The 19,060-nt window shown below is 71.0% G+C and carries 20 protein-coding genes; 13 read left to right on the top strand and 7 right to left on the bottom strand.

Features of this window, described 5'->3' with window-relative positions; all coding sequences use genetic code 11:
* Window positions 1–387: 387 nt before the first annotated feature.
* Together ACQUS7_RS08145 and ACQUS7_RS08140 are read left to right on the top strand one after the other, a co-directional pair.
* The gene (locus ACQUS7_RS08145) at window positions 388–1,296 is read left to right on the top strand and encodes an RsmB/NOP family class I SAM-dependent RNA methyltransferase (RefSeq protein WP_435125907.1); all 909 of its coding nucleotides are present in this window, start codon (window positions 388–390) and stop codon (window positions 1,294–1,296) included.
* A complete protein-coding gene (locus tag ACQUS7_RS08140; RefSeq protein ID WP_435146220.1) occupies window positions 1,296–1,889 on the top strand; it encodes a DUF7122 family protein in 594 nt (197 codons plus the stop codon). The genes ACQUS7_RS08145 and ACQUS7_RS08140 overlap by 1 nt, the downstream gene beginning before the upstream one ends.
* 33 nt (window positions 1,890–1,922) lie before the next feature.
* Here ACQUS7_RS08140 and ACQUS7_RS08135 read toward each other — a convergent pair whose 3' ends face one another.
* Window positions 1,923–3,485, bottom strand: coding sequence for a DUF790 family protein (locus ACQUS7_RS08135; RefSeq protein ID WP_435146218.1), 1,563 nt, complete (start codon window positions 3,483–3,485; stop codon window positions 1,923–1,925).
* A 112-nt stretch (window positions 3,486–3,597) separates the two neighbouring features.
* Between ACQUS7_RS08135 and ACQUS7_RS08130 the strand changes: the two genes are divergently transcribed.
* Window positions 3,598–3,990 carry a hypothetical protein gene (locus ACQUS7_RS08130; RefSeq protein WP_435125900.1) on the top strand — a complete coding sequence of 131 codons (393 nt, stop codon included), beginning with the start codon at window positions 3,598–3,600 and terminating at the stop codon, window positions 3,988–3,990.
* 51 nt (window positions 3,991–4,041) lie between these two features.
* Here ACQUS7_RS08130 and ACQUS7_RS08125 read toward each other — a convergent pair whose 3' ends face one another.
* On the bottom strand, window positions 4,042–5,397 hold the full coding sequence (locus tag ACQUS7_RS08125; RefSeq protein ID WP_435146216.1) for a DEAD/DEAH box helicase family protein: 1,356 nt from the start codon (window positions 5,395–5,397) through the stop codon (window positions 4,042–4,044).
* Window positions 5,398–5,529: 132 nt separating this feature from the next.
* Here ACQUS7_RS08125 and ACQUS7_RS08120 point away from each other — a divergent pair, with 132 nt between their 5' ends.
* The 5 genes from ACQUS7_RS08120 to dnaJ all read left to right on the top strand — a co-directional run bounded on the left by ACQUS7_RS08120 (window position 5,530) and on the right by dnaJ (window position 10,532).
* A complete protein-coding gene (locus ACQUS7_RS08120; protein ID WP_435125896.1) occupies window positions 5,530–5,757 on the top strand; it encodes a hypothetical protein in 228 nt (75 codons plus the stop codon).
* Between the two features lie 71 nt (window positions 5,758–5,828).
* A complete protein-coding gene (locus ACQUS7_RS08115) occupies window positions 5,829–6,428 on the top strand; it encodes a nucleotide exchange factor GrpE (RefSeq protein WP_435125893.1) in 600 nt (199 codons plus the stop codon).
* Window positions 6,429–7,118 (top strand): alpha/beta hydrolase, encoded by a 690-nt coding sequence (locus tag ACQUS7_RS08110; RefSeq protein WP_435125891.1) that lies wholly within the window; start codon window positions 6,429–6,431, stop codon window positions 7,116–7,118.
* 189 nt (window positions 7,119–7,307) lie between these two features.
* A complete protein-coding gene (dnaK, locus tag ACQUS7_RS08105; RefSeq protein ID WP_435146213.1) occupies window positions 7,308–9,242 on the top strand; it encodes a molecular chaperone DnaK in 1,935 nt (644 codons plus the stop codon).
* A 129-nt stretch (window positions 9,243–9,371) separates the two neighbouring features.
* The gene (gene dnaJ, locus ACQUS7_RS08100) at window positions 9,372–10,532 is read left to right on the top strand and encodes a molecular chaperone DnaJ (RefSeq protein ID WP_435125887.1); all 1,161 of its coding nucleotides are present in this window, start codon (window positions 9,372–9,374) and stop codon (window positions 10,530–10,532) included.
* A gap of 42 nt (window positions 10,533–10,574) precedes the next feature.
* Here dnaJ and ACQUS7_RS08095 read toward each other — a convergent pair whose 3' ends face one another.
* Both ACQUS7_RS08095 and ACQUS7_RS08090 read right to left on the bottom strand, forming a co-directional pair.
* The gene (locus ACQUS7_RS08095; protein WP_435146210.1) at window positions 10,575–10,880 is read right to left on the bottom strand and encodes a hypothetical protein; all 306 of its coding nucleotides are present in this window, start codon (window positions 10,878–10,880) and stop codon (window positions 10,575–10,577) included.
* Window positions 10,881–10,955: 75 nt separating this feature from the next.
* Entirely contained in the window at window positions 10,956–11,291 is a 336-nt protein-coding gene (locus ACQUS7_RS08090; protein WP_435125883.1) for a hypothetical protein, read from the bottom strand.
* Window positions 11,292–11,391: 100 nt separating this feature from the next.
* On the opposite strand from ACQUS7_RS08090, the gene ACQUS7_RS08085 reads away from it, so the two are divergent.
* Window positions 11,392–12,180 carry an acetyl-CoA synthetase gene (locus tag ACQUS7_RS08085; protein WP_435146208.1) on the top strand — a complete coding sequence of 263 codons (789 nt, stop codon included), beginning with the start codon at window positions 11,392–11,394 and terminating at the stop codon, window positions 12,178–12,180.
* A gap of 48 nt (window positions 12,181–12,228) precedes the next feature.
* Here ACQUS7_RS08085 and ACQUS7_RS08080 read toward each other — a convergent pair whose 3' ends face one another.
* Window positions 12,229–14,238 carry an AMP-binding protein gene (locus tag ACQUS7_RS08080; RefSeq protein ID WP_435146206.1) on the bottom strand — a complete coding sequence of 670 codons (2,010 nt, stop codon included), beginning with the start codon at window positions 14,236–14,238 and terminating at the stop codon, window positions 12,229–12,231.
* A 182-nt stretch (window positions 14,239–14,420) separates the two neighbouring features.
* On the opposite strand from ACQUS7_RS08080, the gene ACQUS7_RS08075 reads away from it, so the two are divergent.
* Window positions 14,421–15,002, top strand: coding sequence for a GNAT family N-acetyltransferase (locus ACQUS7_RS08075; protein ID WP_435146204.1), 582 nt, complete (start codon window positions 14,421–14,423; stop codon window positions 15,000–15,002).
* Between the two features lie 60 nt (window positions 15,003–15,062).
* Here the strand turns inward: ACQUS7_RS08075 and ACQUS7_RS08070 are convergent, their stop codons facing one another.
* Window positions 15,063–15,287, bottom strand: a complete 225-nt coding sequence (locus ACQUS7_RS08070; RefSeq protein WP_435125872.1) for a hypothetical protein — start codon at window positions 15,285–15,287, stop codon at window positions 15,063–15,065.
* Window positions 15,288–15,413: 126 nt separating this feature from the next.
* Window positions 15,414–15,722, bottom strand: a complete 309-nt coding sequence (locus tag ACQUS7_RS08065; protein ID WP_435146202.1) for a DUF7520 family protein — start codon at window positions 15,720–15,722, stop codon at window positions 15,414–15,416.
* A gap of 78 nt (window positions 15,723–15,800) precedes the next feature.
* Between ACQUS7_RS08065 and cdd the strand changes: the two genes are divergently transcribed.
* From cdd to ACQUS7_RS08050, 3 genes are all read left to right on the top strand, one after another.
* The gene (gene cdd / locus ACQUS7_RS08060; protein WP_435146200.1) at window positions 15,801–16,286 is read left to right on the top strand and encodes a cytidine deaminase; all 486 of its coding nucleotides are present in this window, start codon (window positions 15,801–15,803) and stop codon (window positions 16,284–16,286) included.
* Between the two features lie 415 nt (window positions 16,287–16,701).
* The gene (locus ACQUS7_RS08055; protein ID WP_435146198.1) at window positions 16,702–17,520 is read left to right on the top strand and encodes a nucleoside phosphorylase; all 819 of its coding nucleotides are present in this window, start codon (window positions 16,702–16,704) and stop codon (window positions 17,518–17,520) included.
* Window positions 17,521–17,598: 78 nt separating this feature from the next.
* Window positions 17,599–18,780: an NAD(P)/FAD-dependent oxidoreductase gene (locus ACQUS7_RS08050; RefSeq protein ID WP_435125860.1), complete on the top strand. Its 1,182-nt coding sequence runs from the start codon at window positions 17,599–17,601 to the stop codon at window positions 18,778–18,780.
* Window positions 18,781–19,060: the final 280 nt, after the last annotated feature.

Raw genomic sequence — 19,060 nt, 5'->3', positions numbered from 1 at the left:
CGACCGTAAACGTACGCCAGTCACCGGCCGCCCACCGAACGGTCGCTCGACAACCGCCGAACAGCCACGGAACAGCCGCCGGACTGCCACCGAACAGCAGCCGGCGTCAGACGGCGTCCGTCAGACAGCCTCGAACCCACAGACCACGGCCCATTGGGAGTTGGTTACACGGCCGTCTGTCCGACGACTGTCCGACAAGTCAACTCACCCACATCTGCGGAGTGCTAGTCAGTCACGTACAGGGGTTCGTCGGCCTCTGACGGCGGAGCGGGCGAAGGCCGTGTCTGACGCCGCCCCGGCCGCCCCCTGTTCGGTCGCTCCACCGCGGGTCGCGGCCGACGAGCCGCGTTCGAAACCGATTACCGGAGCGCCGACGAACGCTTCGCCATGAATCCGCTGGACCGGTACGCGCCGCTGGTCGACGACGAGGCGGCGTTCCGGGCGGCGTGCGACCGGCCGCTCCCGTCGGTGGTCCGCGTCAACGACATCAAAGCCGACGCCGGCCGCGTCGCCGCCGCGTTCGACGAGGAGGGCGTCGGCTACGAGCGCGCCGACTGGCACCGCGGCGTCTTCCGGCTCGACAGCCGGTCGCCGGGGACGACGTGGCCGTACGCGCACGGCTGGATACACGGCCAAGAGGAGGTGTCGTCGCTCCCGGCGCTCGCCGTCGACCCGGCGCCGGGCGACCGCGTGCTCGACACCTGCGCCGCCCCCGGGTCGAAGACGAGCCACCTCGCGGCGCTGATGAGCGACCGCGGCGTCCTCGTCGGCAACGACACCAGCCTCGGCCGCATCTCGGCGCTCCGGCACAACGCCGAACGGCTCGGCGTCACGAACCTCGTCGTCGACCACCAAGACGCCCGGAACTACTCGCTGAACGGCTTCGACTTCGACGCCTTCGACGCGGCGCTCGTGGACGCGCCCTGCTCGTGTGAGGGCACGATTCGGAAGAACCCGGACGCGCTCGACCAGTGGACGCTCCAGCACGTCCGGGAGGTCAGCGGCATCCAGAAGGGCATTCTCGCCCGCGCCGTCCAGGCGACGAAGCCCGGCGGCACCGTCGTCTACTCCACCTGCACGTTCGCGCCCGAGGAGAACGAGGCCGTCCTCGACCACGTGCTCGACGCCGAGGACTGCCGCGTCGCCGACTGGGACTGCCCGCTCGACTCCCGGCCCGGCGTCACCGAGTGGCAGGACGACGAGTACGACGACCAGGTCGCGAAGGCCCACCGCGTCTACCCGCACCTCAACGACACCGGCGGCTTCTTCGTCGCGAAACTGGAGGTGGGCGCCTGATGACCGACGACGGCCAGCAGAGCGGCGGCCAGCAGGACGACAGCCAGCAGAACGACGGCCAGCAGAACGACGGCCAGCAGAACGACGGCCAGCAGTTCGACCGGCTTCCCGCGACGGCGGCCGACCGCGAGGTCGACGGGCGCGCCACGCGCGAGGCGGTGCTGGAGTGGTGGGACGAGCGGTTCGGGATTCCGCCGGAGACGTTCGACGACTACACCTTCTGGGAGAAAGGCGCCGGAAAGCTGTGGGCGTTCGCCGCGGACCTGCCGTCGCCGCAGGAGCGCGAGGGCGTCGGCATGACGTTCCTCCGCACCCGGCAGGAGCACTGGAAGCCGACGACGACGGCGGCGCAGCGCTGGGGGCGGCTCGCGACGAAGAACGTCATCGAACTGTCGCCCGGCCAGGCCTCGGCGTTCGCGGCGGGCCACGACCAGGACCTCCCGGAGTGGGACGGCGACTGGGGCTACCTCATCGCGACCCACGAGGTCGCCGGCGACGCCGAACCCATCGGCGTCGGCCTCTACCTCTACGACGAACTCAGGTCGGTCGTCCCGAAGGGCTACCAGGAAGACCTCCCCGAACTGGACGACTGAACGAAGACGACGACCGAGCCGAACCCCGTTCTCTCACTCGTCGCCGTCGACGGCGCGGACCGTCCCGCCGGTGAGGCCGTCCCAGGCGACGCGGTAGCCGAGCCGTGACAGCGCCGCCGACGCGTCGCTGATGCGGCGGTCCTCCAGTGCGGCTTCCGCGTCGGCGAAGTCGTCGCCGTCGGCGATTTCGGCGGCGACGGCGTCGAGCACGGCGGGCCTGACGAGCGCGCCGCCGACCCGTTCGTGTTCGGGGAACGCGACGTCGTCGAGGGCGTCGGTCGGGACGCCGTACTCGGCGGCCAGTTCGTCGGCGTCGACGACGTCGGCGTCCGGCGTCAGTTCGGCGGGGAGCGACGCGGTCACCTCGGAGGCCAGGTCGGCTTCGTACTCGCGGAGCACGTCCACGACGTCTTTCACGCGCACCGACCCGGAGTACGTGACTGCGCGGTGGTCGCGCGCCGCGATTTCCTCGCCGACGCCGAGCGATTCGTCGACCGCGACCACCAGTTCGACGTCCTCGACGCCGGCGAGCTGGCCGAGTTTCTTCTCGACGTACGCCGGCGTCCAGAACCCCATCACCTCGAAGAACACGCGGAAGTCGGCGTGCCGGTAGTCGAACGCGAAGTCCGGAATCATGACGCGGGTGCCGACGGCCAGCGGCTCCGGCTCCCGGACCAGGTCCCAGTCCAGGTCGAGCGCGCGGAACCGCGCCGCGAACTCCGCCTCGACGCCGGAGTCGAACGACGGCTCCGCCAGCGGCTCGACGCCCGGCACCGACACGTCGTCGTCCGTCAGCGTCATCGTGTACTCGCGGCCGCGGTCGTCGACTGTCGCCGTCAGCTCCCACGTCGCCGCCGTCGACGCGACGGTGCGGAGCAGCCGCGCGAACGCCGTGCCGTACCGGCGCGTCCGCCGGAACAGCGCGTCCGGGCCGGTGACGACGACCTCGCGGTTCGACGCCGCGTCGTCGCCGGCCGCGACCGGCTCCGCGCCGGCGTCGTCGGCCGGCCGACGAATCTCGTACAGCAGCCCGAGCCGCTTCACCGCCGACACCACGGCCTTCGGGTCGCTCGACCGGACGCGCACCTCGGTGGCGTCGAACAGCGCGGTCTGCGCGAGCGACAGGTCGTACTGTTCACACAGCGACGCGGGGTCCCAGCGGACGTCGACGGCGGCGAGCACCTGGTTCGGATCGCGGTCGGCGTACAGCGACGACTCGACGGCGGCCGCGTCGACGCCGAGCCGGTCCGCCGCCAGCGACAGCGCCGCCTCCCGGTCCGCTTCGTCGACGACGCCGACCTCTTCGGCGGCGGTGAACGCGGCGCGGCGGGCGCGCTCGGGCGGCAGCGACGCCGACGTCTCGAACGTCGCCTCCCGCTCCAGCAGCGCCGCGAACCCCCGGACCAGTTTGAAGTCGTCCGCCTCCCGTTCGAGCGCCTCCAGCGACGCCGTGAGGCGGCGACGCGGCTCCCCGACGTGGCCCTGATACACGCCGATGACTCGCGCGGCCAGCGCCGACGCGTCCGGGTCGCCCCGGACGAACTCCGGGCGGTAGCCGCCGCGACGAGAGACGCGCAGGAGGTCCTTCCGCAGCACACCCGCCGTTGGCGACCCCGGCGTAAAGCCGCGACGGTGCGGAGGCGGACAGAACACACGGGACCGACGGAGGATGGACAAGGCTCATGGCGGGGGCGGCTGATTCGCGGGTATGAAGCGCCGCGGACTGCTCAAGGGCGTCGCCGGCGTCGCGGGGCTCGGCGTCGCCGCCGGCTGTACGAACAGCGCCGCGCCGTCCGGCCCGAAGACGCCGCCGCGCTCCCCCGAGTCGACCGTCGTCTCCGGCTCCGGGCTGGTCGTCGCGGACTTCACCGACGTGGAGTCCGACGACGGCGACCTCCACGTCAGCGTCACGGTCGAAAACCGGAGCGGCGAGCAGCGCACCGGCACCGTCGTCGCGACGGCCTCGGCCAGCGGCGCCGAAGACTCGGCCAGCGAGCAGGTGACGGTCGGCGCGAGCGAGCGCGTCACCGTCGTCCTCGAAACGTCGCTGTCGTACGCGAAGTTCCAGCAGGACGGGTCGCTCCAGGTCACCATCGAGTGAGTTCGGCGTCGCGGGTCGTCCAGAGTCGTCGCGGCCGGGCGGGAGCCGGGTTCAGCGCCGGCGGTCCGCGACTCGTTCCTCGGCGGTTTCGGCGGTGACGAGCTCGTACAGCGTCGCGGTCTTCGCGCCGTCGTCGCCCGGCCGGAGGATGCGGCCGAGCCGCTGGGTGAACTCGCGTTCGGAGCCGCTGCCGGAGATGACGACGCCGACGGACGCGTCCGGGACGTCGACGCCCTCGTCGAGGACGTTCGCGGCGACGACGCGGCTGTACTCGCCGTCGCGGAACCGGTCGAGGATCTCGCGGCGCTCGGCGGCGCCGGTCTCCGCGGTTATCGCCGGCAGCAGGAATCGGTCCGAGAGCCGGTACACCAGGTCGGTGTGGGCCGTGAAGACGATGACGCGCTCGTCTCGGTGCCGGTAGAGGATGCGCGCCAGCTCCTCGACTTTCGCGTCGGCGTTCATCATGACTTCGCGGGCGCGCTGTTTCGCCAGCAGCGCCTCGCGCGCCCGCGGGTCGTTCCCGGAGCGTTTCACCAGCTCCTGGTAGTCCGAGCCGGACCGGAACGTGATGCCGGCGTCCCGGACGTAGTCCACGAACGTCCCCTGAGCCTCCTCGTAGCGGTCGCGCTCGGCCGGCGAGAGGTCGACTTCGACGCGGCGGACCTCGTACTCCGCGAGGTGGTCTCCGGCGAGGTCGTCAGCGGAGAGCCGGTGGACGACCGGGCCGACCAGTTCGGCGACGACCTCGTGCGCCCCGTCGGGTCGCTCGAACGTCGCGGTCAGGCCGAGCCGCGCCGGCGCCGCGAACAGCCGCGCGATGTCGCGGTAGCCCTCGCCGCCGAGGTGGTGGACCTCGTCGAAGACGACGAGGCCGAAGTCGCCGCCGACGTCGTCGGCGCGGAGGTACGCCGAGTCGTAGGTGGCGACGGTCAGCGGCTCGACGCGCTGCTCGCCGCCGCCGAGCTGGCCGACCGGCTCGTCGAACTCGGATTCGAGTTCGCGCCGCCACTGCGTCAGCAGGTCGACGGTCGGCACCACCACGAGCGTCGGTACGCCGAGCGCCGCCATCGCCGCGAGCGCGACGACCGTCTTCCCGCTCCCGGTCGGGAGTTCGACGACGCCGCGGTCGCCCGCGTCGCGCCACGCGTCCAGCGCGTCCTGCTGGTAGTCGCGCAGGTCGTACCGCAGCGTCAGCTCCAGCCGGTCGTCGTCCGCGACGGCGACGCGGTCGTCCACGTCGACGCCGGCGTCGGCGAGCGCGTCCCGAACCGCGCGGTACCGGCCCGCCGGCGCGCGAACGACGCCGCTCCGCGGGTCGGCTTCGACGTCCGGCACGTCGCTCAGCGCGGACTGCACGTCGCCGTCGACGACGACGGTTCCGTCCTCGAACCGCAGCACGACGGTCACTACGTGGCCGTGAGTCGCCGCGGCAGAAATGTACTCTGGTCGCCGCCCCGTCTCGGCTCCTCGGCCCGGGTCGGGCGCACCGCCGGCCGTTCGGGCACAACACCGAGGTAGGTGGAGCAACAAGCCACCGCTATGAGTCGACGCTCCGACGACACCGGCGCAGACGCCGCAGACGACGAGGCCGAGGACGTCCCCGCGGACGAGGAGCTGACGGCGGCGGTTTCGGCGTTCCTCGCCGACGCCGAAACGGTCCGCGAGGAGTACGAGCAGGGGTACATGGACGCGGACGCCGCGGTGTCGCTGCTGTGGCGGCACATCGACGAACTCCGGGACGTCCACGAGGCGCACGGCGGCGAATAGCGGAGACCGGGCGGTGCGGCTCGGGCGGCGAATCCGCAACCCGTATTTCTCCGCGACGTGTCTGGACGGGTATGAGCGAAGAGGCCGAAGCGGACCCCGCCGAGCAGGCGTCCGACGAGCAGCGGGACGGTGCGTCGGGAGAGCCGGCGGCCGACGCCGAACCGGCGCTGGCTGACCGCGTCGCCGACTACGACGAGGCGCTCGCGCGCGACGTCGCAGAGATGGAGCGGCGCGCCGCGGAGGCGGAGGCGCGCGTCGAGGAGCTGAAGTCGAGCCTGTCGCGGACGAAAGCCGACTTCGAGAACTACAAGAAGCGCGCGAAAAAGCGGCAGGAGCAGCAGAAAGCGCGCGCCACCGAGGACCTGGTGACGCGGCTCACCGAGGTGCGCGACAACCTGGTCCGGGCGCTCGACCAAGACGAAGACGCCGACATCCGGCCCGGCGTCGAGTCGACGCTGGAGTCGTTCGACCGCGTGTTCGACGAGGAGGGCGTCTCCGTCATCGACCCGGACCTCGGCGACGAGGTCGACCCGCAGCGGCACGAGGTCCTGATGCGCGTCGACGCCGACCAGCCTGCCGACACCATCGCCGAGGTGTACAAGCCGGGCTACGAGATGGCCGGGAAGGTCATCGAGGCCGCGCAGGTGACGGTGAGCGACGGCGACTCGTAGATGGACGTCCACGTCCGCGGCGACGGCGACCGCGACCTGCTGTTCGCGCTCGGGTGGGGGAACCGGCCCGGCCACGAGACGGTCGACTGGCTGCTGTCGAGCCTCGCCGACGCCGGCTGGACCGTTCACGCCGCGGTGGTCCCGGAGAACGGAACGGACTTCGCCCGCGACTACGCGGAGCCGCTGACCCGCGTCCGCGACGACGTCGACCCGGACGCCTGCGCCGGCCACAGCCTCGGCGGCCTGACGCTGGCGCACGTCCCCGGCGACGACCCCCGCGTCTACTCGTCGCCGTTCTGGGGGCTGGAGACGTCCGGCGCGGCCGGGTTGCTCGTCCCGCTACTGGCGACGCTCCCGGTGTCGCGCCGCGTCGTCCCGCTGGAGCACGAACCCGAACTCATCGGCGACCTCCAGCCGGAGACGCAGGACACGGCGGCCGACCGCGGCGCGTCGCCGGCGTGGCTCGACGCGGTCCGGGCGGCGCAGGCGTCGCTGCCGCCGTTCCGCGAGGGGAGCGCGGTGCACTGCTCGCTCAGCGACCGCGTCGTCGACGTGCACGCCATCGGCGACCGGGCTCCCGCGGACCGAATCCGGCTGTACGACGGCGGCCACGAGTTCTTCGCGTCGACCGGGCGGGAAGCCGTCCTCGACCGGTTCCTCGCCGACCTCGACGACGTCGCCGACGCGTAAGTACCGATTCCGCGAACGCGCACCGACGGCGACCGGACGCGGCGACTGGCGCCGCGGTTCGTGATAAGCGTTGCCACTCCGATTCGGCGGGAAACCCGAAATCGCAGTACGGCGTCGAGGTAGCTGTCGGCCGTGTGCGGCCCTGTCTAGTAACGTTTAACGGAGTCCGGCCGCGTAGAACAGGACAACATGGCGACCGACAAGATTCTCGGGATCGACCTCGGGACGACGAACTCGGCGTTCGCGGTCATGGAGGGTGACGACCCCGAAATCATCGTGAACGGCGAAGGGGACCGGACGACGCCGTCCGTGGTCGGCTTCGCCGACGACGGCGAGCGGCTCGTCGGGAAGCCGGCGAAGAACCAGGCGGTGCAGAACCCCGACCGGACCATCCAGTCCATCAAGCGCCACATGGGCGAGGAGGGGTACACCGTCGACATCGACGACGAGGAGTACACGCCGGAGCAGATTTCGGCGATGATCCTCCAGAAGATCAAGCGGGACGCCGAGGAGTACCTCGGCGACGACGTCGAACGCGCCGTCATCACGGTGCCCGCCTACTTCAACGACAAGCAGCGGCAGGCGACGAAGGACGCCGGCGAAATCGCCGGCTTCGAGGTCGAACGCATCGTCAACGAGCCGACGGCGGCGGCGATGGCGTACGGGCTCGACGACGAGTCCGACCAGACCGTCCTCGTGTACGACCTCGGCGGCGGCACGTTCGACGTCTCCGTGCTCGACCTCGGCGGCGGCGTCTACGAGGTCGTCGCGACGAACGGGGACAACGACCTCGGCGGCGACGACTGGGACCAGGCCATCATCGACCACCTCGCCGACGAGTTCGAAAACGAACACGGCATCGACCTCCGCGAGGACCGGCAGGCGCTCCAGCGGCTGAAAGACGCCGCCGAGGAGGCCAAAATCGAGCTCTCCTCGCGGAAGCAGACCACGGTGAATCTGCCGTTCATCACGGCGACGGACTCCGGCCCGGTCCACCTCGAAACCGAGCTGACCCGCGCCACCTTCGAGTCGATCACGAAAGACCTCATCGACCGCACCGTCGGGCCGACGGAGCAGGCGCTGGACGACGCCGGCTACGACAAGGGCGACATCGACGAAGTGATTCTGGTCGGCGGCTCCACCCGGATGCCGCAGGTCCAAGCGAAGGTCGAAGAGCTGCTCGGCGTCGAGCCGAAGAAGAACGTCAACCCCGACGAGGCCGTCGCGCTCGGCGCGGCGATTCAGGGCGGCGTGCTCTCCGGCGACGTCGACGACCTCGTGCTGCTGGACGTGACGCCGCTCAGCCTCGGCATCGAGGTGAAAGGCGGCCTGTTCGAGCGGCTCATCGAGAAGAACACGACCATCCCGACCGAGGAGTCGAAGATCTTCACGACCGCCGCCGACAACCAGACGTCGGTGCAGGTCCGCGTCTTCCAGGGTGAACGCGAAATCGCCGAGGAGAACGAGCTGCTCGGCGAGTTCCAGCTGACCGGCATCCCGCCGGCGCCCGCCGGCACCCCGCAGATCGAGGTGTCGTTCAACATCGACGAGAACGGCATCGTCAACGTCGAAGCGGAGGACCAGGGCTCCGGCAACGCCGAGTCCATCACCATCGAGGGCGGCGCCGGCCTCAGCGACGAGGAGATCGAGGAGATGCAGCAGGAGGCCGAAGCGCACGCCGAGGAGGACGAACAGCGCCGGAAGCGCATCGAGGCCCGCAACGAGGCGGAGTCCGCGGTGCAGCGCGCCGAGACGCTGCTCGAGGAGAACGAGGAGAACGTCGACGACGACGTGAAAGCGGACGTCGAAGCCGCAATCGAGGACGTCGAGGCGGTGCTCGAAGACGAGGACGCGACCGCCGACGAACTCGAGGCGGCGACCGAGGAGCTCAGCGACGAACTCCAGGAGATCGGCAAGCAGATGTACCAGCAGGAGGCCCAGCAGGCGCAGGCCGGTCCGGGCGGCGCGGGCGGCGCAGCGGGCGGTGCCGGCCCCGGCGGCATGGGCGGCATGGGCGGCCAGGCAGGCCCGGGCGGTGCAGCGGGCGGCGACGCCGGCGAGGGCGACGACGAGTACGTCGACGCCGACTTCGAAGACGTCGACGACGACGAAGACGACGAGTAAGCCGGCCGAACGGCTCCGATTCCACTGCGCTCCCTCGAAGCCAGGTGGCGCGGTCCACGGGAGACGGTCGCCGTCGGCCGCCAAGCCACGCGTTTCAAATACTCCGAACGGTCTATACTACGATACTGAATGAGCGAGGACTTCTACGAGGTACTGGGGGTCTCGCGGGACGCCTCCGAGGACGAGATCAAGCAGGCGTATCGGCAGAAAGCGACCGAGTACCACCCGGACGTCAGCGACGACCCGAACGCCGAGGAGAAGTTCAAGAAGGTCAAGAAGGCGAAGGAGGTGCTGTCGGACGAGGAGAAGCGGCAGGCGTACGACCAGATGGGTCACGAGCAGTTCGAGCAGGCCGAAAAGCGCGGCGGCGTCGGCGGCGGCGCCGGCGGCATGGGCGGACAGGGCCCGTTCGGCGGCGGTGGCGGCATGGGCGGCGGCGCCGGCGGCATGGGCGGGCTCGGCGACCTGTTCCAGGAGTTCTTCGGCGGCGGCGGGGGCCGCGGCGGCCCGCGGCCCGGGAAGGACCTGCGGACGAGCCTCGAAATCTCGCTCGAAGAGGCGTTCGACGGCGTCACGAAGGAGTTCACGGCGGCGCGGCCGACGCGCTGTTCGGAGTGTGACGGCGCGGGCCACCCGCCGGACGCGGACGTCCAGACCTGCCCGGAGTGTAACGGGCAGGGGCAGGTGACGCAGGTGCAGCAGACGCCGCTCGGCCGCGTCCAGCAGGCGACGGCGTGTCCGCGCTGTGAGGGCGAGGGCGAACTGTACTCCGAGGACTGCTCGGAGTGCGGCGGCACCGGCGTCACCCGCGAGGAGTCGACGCTGACCGTCGACGTCCCGGCCGGCATCCGCGACGGCCAGACGCTCCGCATGGACGGCGAGGGCGCGCCGGGCGAACGCGGCGCGCGCGACGGCGACCTGCTCATCGACGTCCGCGTCGAGTCAGACGACCGGTTCGACCGCGACGGCGACGACCTCCACCTCACCGAGCCGGTGTCGTTCCCGCAGGTCGTCTTCGGCGACACCGTCACGCTGGACACCCTCGACGGCGCCGTCGAGTTCGACGTGCCCGCCGGGACGCAGAGCGGCGAGACGTTCCGGCTGCAGGGGAAGGGGATGCCGCGGCTCCGCGGCCGCGGCCGCGGCGACCTCTACGTCCAGGTGCAGGTCGCCACGCCGGACGACCTGAACGACGAGCAGCGCGAGGCGCTCAAGCAGTTCGCCGAGGCCGGCGGCGAACACATCGAGGTCAGCGAAGGCTTCTTCGAGAAGATCAAGAACTCGTTCTAGCGGACCGGCGCAGACCGCTCTGTGACCGCGGTTCGCGCCGGATTAGTCCTCGCCCAGGTTCGAGGAAGCGGCGGCCATCGCGGCGCCGACGGCGACCCCGACGCCGACCCAGATTCCGAGGTCGCCGGTCGCCACACCGACCGCGGCGCCGACGCCGACACCGACCGCGAGCCACATCCCGGCGGTTCCGTCGAACGGCGAATCCGTCCCGTTCTCCGCGTCGGTCTCTGGGTCGGCCTCCGAATCGGTTCCCACGTCGGCTTCTGCGTCGGGCTCCGGGCCGGCCTCCTCGCTGGAGTCGCCGCCGACTCGGGTCGGTCGGTCCGTGTCGTCGCGGCCGTCGGTCATACATCCCCGTCGCGGCCGGCGGAGAAGCCAGTTTCGCCGAGCGGCCACGGGACGCCGGATGGCACCTGCGGGCGGTCAGTGCCGCGGCGCCGTCGGGGTCTGTTCCGGGCGGAGAATCAGGTCGCCGGCGGCGTCCATCAGCGGCTTCAGCAGCGTGAACTCCGCGAACACGAGGAAGCCGATGCCGAAGAAGTACAGCGTGCCGGCGACGCCGTCGAGCGACAGGAACGTCCACAGCCGGAAGGCGAGCGTGACGGTACCGACGATGACCGGGAAGCAGACGGCGACGACGACGGCGAGGTACGCGGCCGACAGCGTCCACGTCACCGCGGCACCGCGCAGCCACCGAGCCGCGGCGGCTGTACGCTGGAGGGCGGCGTCTGCGACGCCGGAGGAGTCGTTCGTCTCCATGAACCGGGATGAGCGGAGCCGCCGGCGAAAGTGTTTCTGAAACACGGATTTCACCGACGCGACCCGCTGGACTCATTCCGGTGCCGGACGAAGGGGAGCTATGACCGGCGATACGGCGTTCGCGGACCTCTCCGAACTCGTCGCGCGCGACCGGCGGAGCGACCGGGCGGCGCTCGTGGACGTCGCGGCGGGCCGCGAGCGAAGCTACTACGACCTCTGTACGACGGCGTACAAGGCCGGGAACGTGCTTCGGTACCTCGGCGTCCGCACCACCGACCGCGTCGCCGTCGAGCCGCGCGCGACGCCGCCGGCGCTCCTGACGTTCCTCGGCGCGGCGCTGCTCGGCGCGGAGACCGAGTTCACCGCCGACACCGACGCCGACGCCCGCGCCGTCGTCGCGCACGCAGACCGGGAAGCCGCGTTCGACCTGCACGGCGGCAGCCGCCTGTGCGTCTTCGGCGGCGAGCCGTCGCGGTCGGACACGACCCACTGGGAGACGGAGGTGTGGAGCGAGAACCCGGCGTTCCCGCCGACCGACCACGACCCGGACGCGCCGGTGCTCCGCGGCAGCGACGACGCAGCCTCCTACTCGCACACCGACGTTCTCTCCGCTGCTCGCGACGCGGCCGACCGGCTCGGGCTCGACGCCGACAGCGGGGTCGCGCTGCGCGCGCCGCTTTCGGACCCGCGCGCCGTCGCCGCCGGCGTCGTCGCGCCGCTGCTCGTCGGCGGCGCCGTCGTCCTGCTCGGCGACGACCGAGACGACGCCGGCGAGTGGACGGCGGCGGTCGTCTCGGAGGCCGCGTCCGAGTCCGCCGCCGGGTCCGCGGCGGCGACGCTCTCGGTCGCGGACGTGCCGCTGTCGTCGTCGCAGAACCCGGGAGAATAGCGACGGAGGCGAAGGCGGAGGCGGAGGCGAAGGTGTGCGGCTGGCCGGCTACCGGGCGTCCTGGAGCGCGTCGAGCGAGTCGGGGTTCTCGATGGAGGAGAGGTCGCCGGGGTCGTCGCCACGGTAGACGGCGCCGATGGCGCGCCGAACGATTTTGCCGCTCTGCGTCTTCGGGAACTCGTCGACGAACAGGAGTTCGCGGGGGCGGAACGGCTTGCCGTGCTCCTCGCCGACGAGCCGGCGGAGCTCCTCGCGGAGGTCGTCGCTCGGCTCGGCGTCCGGTTCGAGGACGACGTAGGCGACGACGGCCGTGCCGGTCGTGTCGTCCGGGACGCCGACCGCGGCCGCCTGGTTCACGGCGTCGTGGTCGATGAGGACGCCCTCGATTTCGGCGGGGCCGACCTTCCGGCCGGCGACGTTGAGCGCGTCGTCGGCGCGGCCGTGGAGGAACCAGAAGCCGTCCTCGTCCTTCTGCGCCCAGTCGCCGTGGTTCCACAGCGGCGGGTCGGTGAACGTCGACCAGTACTCTTCGAGGTAGCGGTCGTCGCCCTGCCAGAGGCTCTTGGTCATGCTCGGGCAGGAGTCGCGCGCGACGAGGTAGCCGCGTTCGTGGTCGTCGGCGACCGACTCGCCGTCCTCGTCGACGATGTCGACGTCCATGCCGAGGCCGGGACCGCCGAGGGTGCACGGCTTCAGCGGCTGGTCCGGCATCGGCATCAGGAAGCAGCCGCAGATTTCGGTGCCGCCGGAGATGTTGATGATGGGCGTGTCGCCGCCGCCGACGCGGTCGTAGAACCACAGCCAGCTCTCGGGGTCCCACGGCTCGCCGGTCGACCCGAGGATGCGGAGGCTGGAGAGGTCGTGTCGGTCGACGTGCTCGTCGCCGTGTTTGCGGAGCGCGCGAATCGCGGTCGGCGAGATGCCGAACTGGGTGACGTCGTGCCGGTCGATCATGTCCCAGAAGCGGTCCGGGCCGGGGTGGTCGGGGGCGCCCTCGTACATGACGACGGTGCCGCCGAACGCGTGGTTGCCGATGAGCGTCCACGGCCCCATCATCCAGCCGATGTCGGACACCCAGAAGAACCGGTCGCCGGGCTTCCGGTCGAAGCCGAAGTGAATCTCCTTGGCGCACTGCAGCAGGACGCCGGCGTGCGTGTGGACGATGCCTTTCGGCTCGCCGGTCGTCCCGGAGGAGTACAGCAGCATCGACTCCTGGCCGGACGGCAGCGACTTGGAGTCGTAGTCGGCGGGCCGGGTCTCGATTTCGTGGCTCCACCAGCCGTCGCGGCCCTCCGTCCACGGCACCGGGTCGTCGCGGTCGTCGCCGAGGCGGTCGTAGACGACGACGTCGTCGACGTGGCCGGCCTCGGCGATGGCGTCGTCGGCGGTCGGTTTCAGCGTCACCTCGTCGCCGCGGCGGTAGAAGCCGTCGGCGGTGAACAGCACGGCGCACTCGGAGTCGCTGATGCGGGTCGCCGTCGCGTCGGTGCCGAACCCGGAGAAGATGGGGACGGCGATGGCGCCGACCTTGAAACAGCCGTAGAGGATGCTGATGACCTCCGGGACCATCGGCATGTAGAGGCCGACCGTGTCGCCGGTTTCGACGCCGACTGATTCGAGGTAGTTCGCGACGCGGTTCGTCTGCCGGTGGAGGTCGTGGTAAGTGACGTGGCGCTCGTCGCCCGGTTCGCCCTCCCAGATGCACGCGACCCGGTTCCGCGAGTCAGCGCCGGCGGCGGCGTGCCGGTCGAGGACGTTCCGGGCGACGTTGAGTTCGCCGCCGGGGTACCAGTCCGTGAACTGCGGGCCGTCCGCGTCGTCGCGCACCGCGTCGTACGGCTCGTCGAAGTCGACGCCGAGGTAGTCGACGAGTTCGTCCCAGAACCAGTCGACGCCGGACGCGTCGACGCCGTCGACGTCGCCGCAGGTGCGCGCGAGGAGGTCGTCGTAGTCGTCGATGCCGTACTCGCGCATGAACCGCCGGACGTTCGTCGCCTCCGCGAACGCCTCGTCGGGCACGTGGACTACCTCGTCGGTGTCGGCCTCCGTTGGGGGCATGCTACTCCGCCGATGGGGCCGCCGCCGGTAAGTAGGTTTCCTGAATCTTGCTCGAACCGAAACCGTTCAAATCAGACCGGCCCGGTCCGACTCGGTCCGGGCCGAACCAGGTTCGCCGCCGGGTCGCGACCGCGACGTATCGCCCCGCAAACCACTTTTCGGGGGGGTGCGTACAGAGGCCCATGTACGTCCGTGACGCGAAAAACCGAGACGAGGTCTGGCTGCTCGACCGGATTGAGGAGATGGGGTTCGACGAGACCTCGTTCCGCTCACGGGACTACGTCATCGCCGTCGACGAGGAGTCGAACGAACACGCCGGGTTCGGCCGCATCCGCCTCCACAAGACCGACGACGGCGACTACTGCGAACTCACCTGCGTCGGCGTCCTCGAGCGGTGGCGCGGCCAGGGCGTCGGCGCGCACGTCGTCGAGCGGCTGGTGAAAGAGGCGGGCGACGAGGGGTTCGAGGAGGTGTACTGCTTCACGGACAACCCCGCCTACCTGACGCAGTTCGGCTTCGAGCGGGTGGAGCCGGCGTCGCTCCCCGACCCGCTGGCGGAGCGGTTCGAAGCGAAGCGCGGCGACGACGACTCCGTGGAGCCGGTTCGGCTCGCCGTCGACGACCTGGAGATACCGGACCGGCACCGCGAGCGGTTCAAGCAGGCGAGCCCGCACGGCCGCGACGGCGACGTCGCCATCGAAGAGACCGCCGAGGACTTCGGAATCGACCCGGACGAGACGACGTACAAGTACGACACCGGGTGACTGCCCTGCTTCTGCGCTCTCCCGCTCCTCCGCTCCGCCGGGCGGCCGAGCCGCGGCGCGTCACGTCCGGTCGTCGAGGAAGTCCGTCGAGAACACGATGTACGCGAGCACGGAACAGAACAGGATGGGCGGCAGAATCGCGAACCCCCACAGCGGATTGATGCCCCAGTATAGCAGCAGCACGACGTCCGCGAGGCCGATGGCGAGGAACGGCGCCGTCGCGAGCACGCCGCGTTTCCGGTTCCGTCCCCCCTCGTCGGCGTCCGGGCCGAGCGTCGTCGACATATCGGCTGTCGGGACCGCCGCGATAAAAGCCGCCCGCTCGACGGGCCGGGCGACCGCAGTGACCGCGACAGCGGCGACAGCGGCGACAGCGACGGCCGCGGCTGCAGCGTCGCGGGCAGAGGTCGGTCACACCGCGTCGTCGTCGACGCGGGACGCCATCGACACGAGTCCGAACAGGACGGCGAGGACGAGGACGGACAGCGTCGCGCCGTAGGCCGCCATCGCCGCCGGCGACCCGGGGAGCGTCACGACGCCGAACACGTCGACGGCGGCGACGGCGTTGTTCGCGGCGACGACGTAGCCCGCGGCGGCGACGAACAGCGTCCCGACCGCGCCGGCGACGAGGAAGTAGCGCGCACCGTCGTCGCCCGCCTCGACGGTCGCCTCCGCCGGGCCGTCCGCGTCGGCGCCGCGCCGGTCGTCGAAGTCAGTCACAGCCGACCTTCCGGGCGCGGCGGTAAGGCTCTGTCGGGACTTTCGGGATTTATCCCGGGGGGACGCGAACCCGTCTGTATGAGCGATTCACCGAGCGACGACCCGCTGGTCGCCGCAGCGCGCGACGCCGCCGAGAACGCCTACGTCCCGTACTCCGAGTACGCGGTCGGCGCCGCCGTCGAAACCGCCGACGGAACCGTCTACGTCGGCTGCAACATCGAGAACGCGAACTACTCGAACTCGCTGCACGCCGAGGAGGTCGCCATCGGCGAAGCCGTCAAGGACGGCCACGACTCGTTCGCCCGCATCGCGGTCACGTCCGCCGCCCGCGACGGCGTCACGCCCTGCGGGATGTGCCGGCAGACGCTCGCGGAGTTCTGCGAGGAGGACACCCCGGTCGTCTGCGACGAGGGCGACTCGCTCGCCCGGTACGCCCTCGGCGACCTCATCCCGAACACCATCAGCTTCGAAACGCTGGAGGAGGCCGAACGGAAACAGGACGGCGCCGCCGTCGGCGAACCGGCCGCCGACGTCACCGAACCGCCCGCGGACCTCGACGAGTAACCGCCGGCCCAGCGACCGGGTGACCGGGCGACCGGGCGGCCCGGAGCGTGAGCCTCTCGGGATGCGAAGAGTCATTGCCGAACGGAGGCGACGGCCGCTATGCGGGAACGGCTCGGCGGCCTGTACCGGCGCAACGAACTGTTCTGGGTCGGGCTACTGTAACGATTCTCGGGGCGCTAACCCCGGAATCGCTCCGGCTCTGGTGGCTGGACGTCTCGAACTGGCTCGTCACGTCCGGCGGCGGCCTCCTGCTCGCGAGCGTGTTCGTCGGGCTCTACAGGCGCTTCGGAGCGTCGGAAGGACCTGCGGAGTAGCGTCGCGCATCGACCGGGCGCCGCTCACCCGCGTTCGCTTCCGCGGAGTTCAGCGGCGCCGAACGGATGGAACTACAAGGCCGGTCGGCGAACCCCGTGGCATGACTGACGCAAGCGAGGACCCGAACGATGAGAAGCAGTACCACGTCGCCGTCGGCCCGGACGACGTCGCCGAGACGGTGCTGCTCCCCGGGAACCCCGAGCGCGTCGACAAGGTGACGGCGCTGTGGGACGACTCCGAGGAGGTCGCACAGCACCGCGAGTACCGCACGGCGACCGGGACGTACGACGACGAGCCGCTGTCGGTGACGTCGACCGGCATCGGGTCGCCGTCGGCCGCCATCGCCGTCGAGGAGCTGGCGCGCGCCGGCGTCGAGACGTTCATCCGGGTCGGCTCCTGCGGCGCGCTTCAGGAAGGGATGGAGGTCGGCGACCTCGTCATCTCCTCGGGCGGCGTCCGGCAGGAGGGCACCAGCAAGGAGTACGTCCGCGAGGACTACCCGGCGGTCGCAGACCAGGAGGTCGTGTCGGCGCTCGTCGCCGCCGCCGAGCGGCTCGGCTACGACTACCACGTCGGCGTCACCATGTCCGCGGACTCGTTTTACGCCGGCCAGGGCCGGCCGGGGCTCGACGGCTTCCGCGCCGCCGGCTCCGAGGAGCTGGTGGAGGCGCTCCGCGACGTCGACGTGAAGAACATCGAGATGGAGGCGTCCGCCATCATGACGGTCGCGAACGTCTACGGGCTGCGCGCCGGCGCCGTCTGCACCGTCTACGCGAACCGCATCACCGGCGAGTTCCGCACCGAAGGCGAGTCGCGCGCCGCCGAAACCGCGAGCCTCGCCGCCGCGCTGCTCGCCCGGATGGACCGCGTGAAAGCCGAGGCGGGCGTCGACCACTGGCACGCCGGCCTCAGCCTGTAGCGTCGCGGCCGCGGAAACCCCGGGCGCGGCTCTGTCGGTTTCAACACGCATTTATCGGATGGGTCGGAACCAGACCGCATGAGCACGAACGTCGTCGTCATCGGCTCCGGCTACGCCGGGGCTGGCGCAGTGAAGTCGTTCGAGGACGCCATCGAACCCGGCGAAGCCGAACTCACCTGGGTGTCCGAGAACGACTACCACCTGGTTCTCCACGAGGCGCACCGCGTCATCCGGAAGCCGTCCGTCGAATCGAAGATCGCGATTCCGGTCGAGGAGATCAAGTCCGACGAGACGTCGTTCGTGAAGGGGCGCGTCACGGACGTCGACGTCGACGACCGCACCGTCGTCACCGAGGACGGCGACGAAATCGACTACGACTACCTGCTCGTCGCCGTCGGCTCCGCCACGGCGTTCTTCGGCATCGACGGGCTGAAAGAGCACTCGCTCACCCTGAAGGGCCTCGACGACGCCCGCGAAATCCACCAGCAGGTGAAGGAGGCGGGCGAGGAGGCGACGACGACCGACCCGGCGCAGGTCGTCGTCGGCGGCGCCGGCCTCTCCGGCATCCAGGCGGCCGGCGAAATCGCGGAGTACCGCGACGACACCAAAGCCCCCATCGACATCAAGCTGGTCGAAGGGCTCGACAACGTCTTCCCCGGGAACGACCCCGAGGTGCAGGGCGCCATCCGGAAGCGGCTCGAAGCGAAAGACGTCGACATCCTCACCGGCGACTTCATCTCGGAGGCCGACGAGGACGCCGTCTACCTCGGCGGCGGCGAGGACGAGGAGGCCGAAGAGCTCCCGTACGACGTGCTGCTGTGGACCGGCGGCATCACCGGCCAGGAGGAGCTCGCGGACGTCGACCTCGACAAGGACGACCGGTCGAATCGCATCACCGCGGAGTCGACGTTCGAGACCAGCGACGACCGCGTGTTCGCCATCGGCGACACCGCGCTCGTCGACCAGGGCGACGACGACGTCGCGCCGCCGACCGCGCAGGCCGCCTGGCAGGCCGCGGACGTCGCCGGGGAGAACCTCGCCCGAGCGGTCCGCGGCGCGCCGCTGCAGTCGTGGAGCCACACCGACAAGGGGACGCTCATCTCGGTCGGCGAGGAGGCCGTCGCCCACAACGTCCAGGGCGTGCCGATGAACACGTTCGGCGGCACCGGCGCGAAGTTCCTGAAGAAGGCGGTCGCGACGCGGTGGATCGCCGACATCACGACCATCGGCCGTGGCCTGAACGCCTGGAGCGACATGTGAGCGACGGCGGCTGACCGCCGCCACGTCGACTCCGAACTGACCGACTCCGGTATTTTCGTCGCGTCACGCCGAACCGAGAGCGCCGCCGCCGGCTCCCGCTCGGCCATCGTCGGCGTCGGCAGCCGACCGAGTTCGTGCGCGGACCCGCCGGAGCAGCGGCGACTGAGTCTGCGGCTGCCCGAACAGCGGCGGCGTAGCGGTGACGGTCGGCCGCGAACGGCTGCGGCACCGAGCGGCGTCCGCGGCAGGCGCCTCTGGAAAAATGAGAGAGCGAGAGACG

The organism is Halobaculum sp. P14 (assembly GCF_051195155.1).
Lineage (GTDB): Archaea > Halobacteriota > Halobacteria > Halobacteriales > Haloferacaceae > JBNTKA01.
The sequence above is the reverse complement of the archived record's forward strand: the minus strand, read 5'-3'. Positions and strand labels throughout refer to the sequence as shown.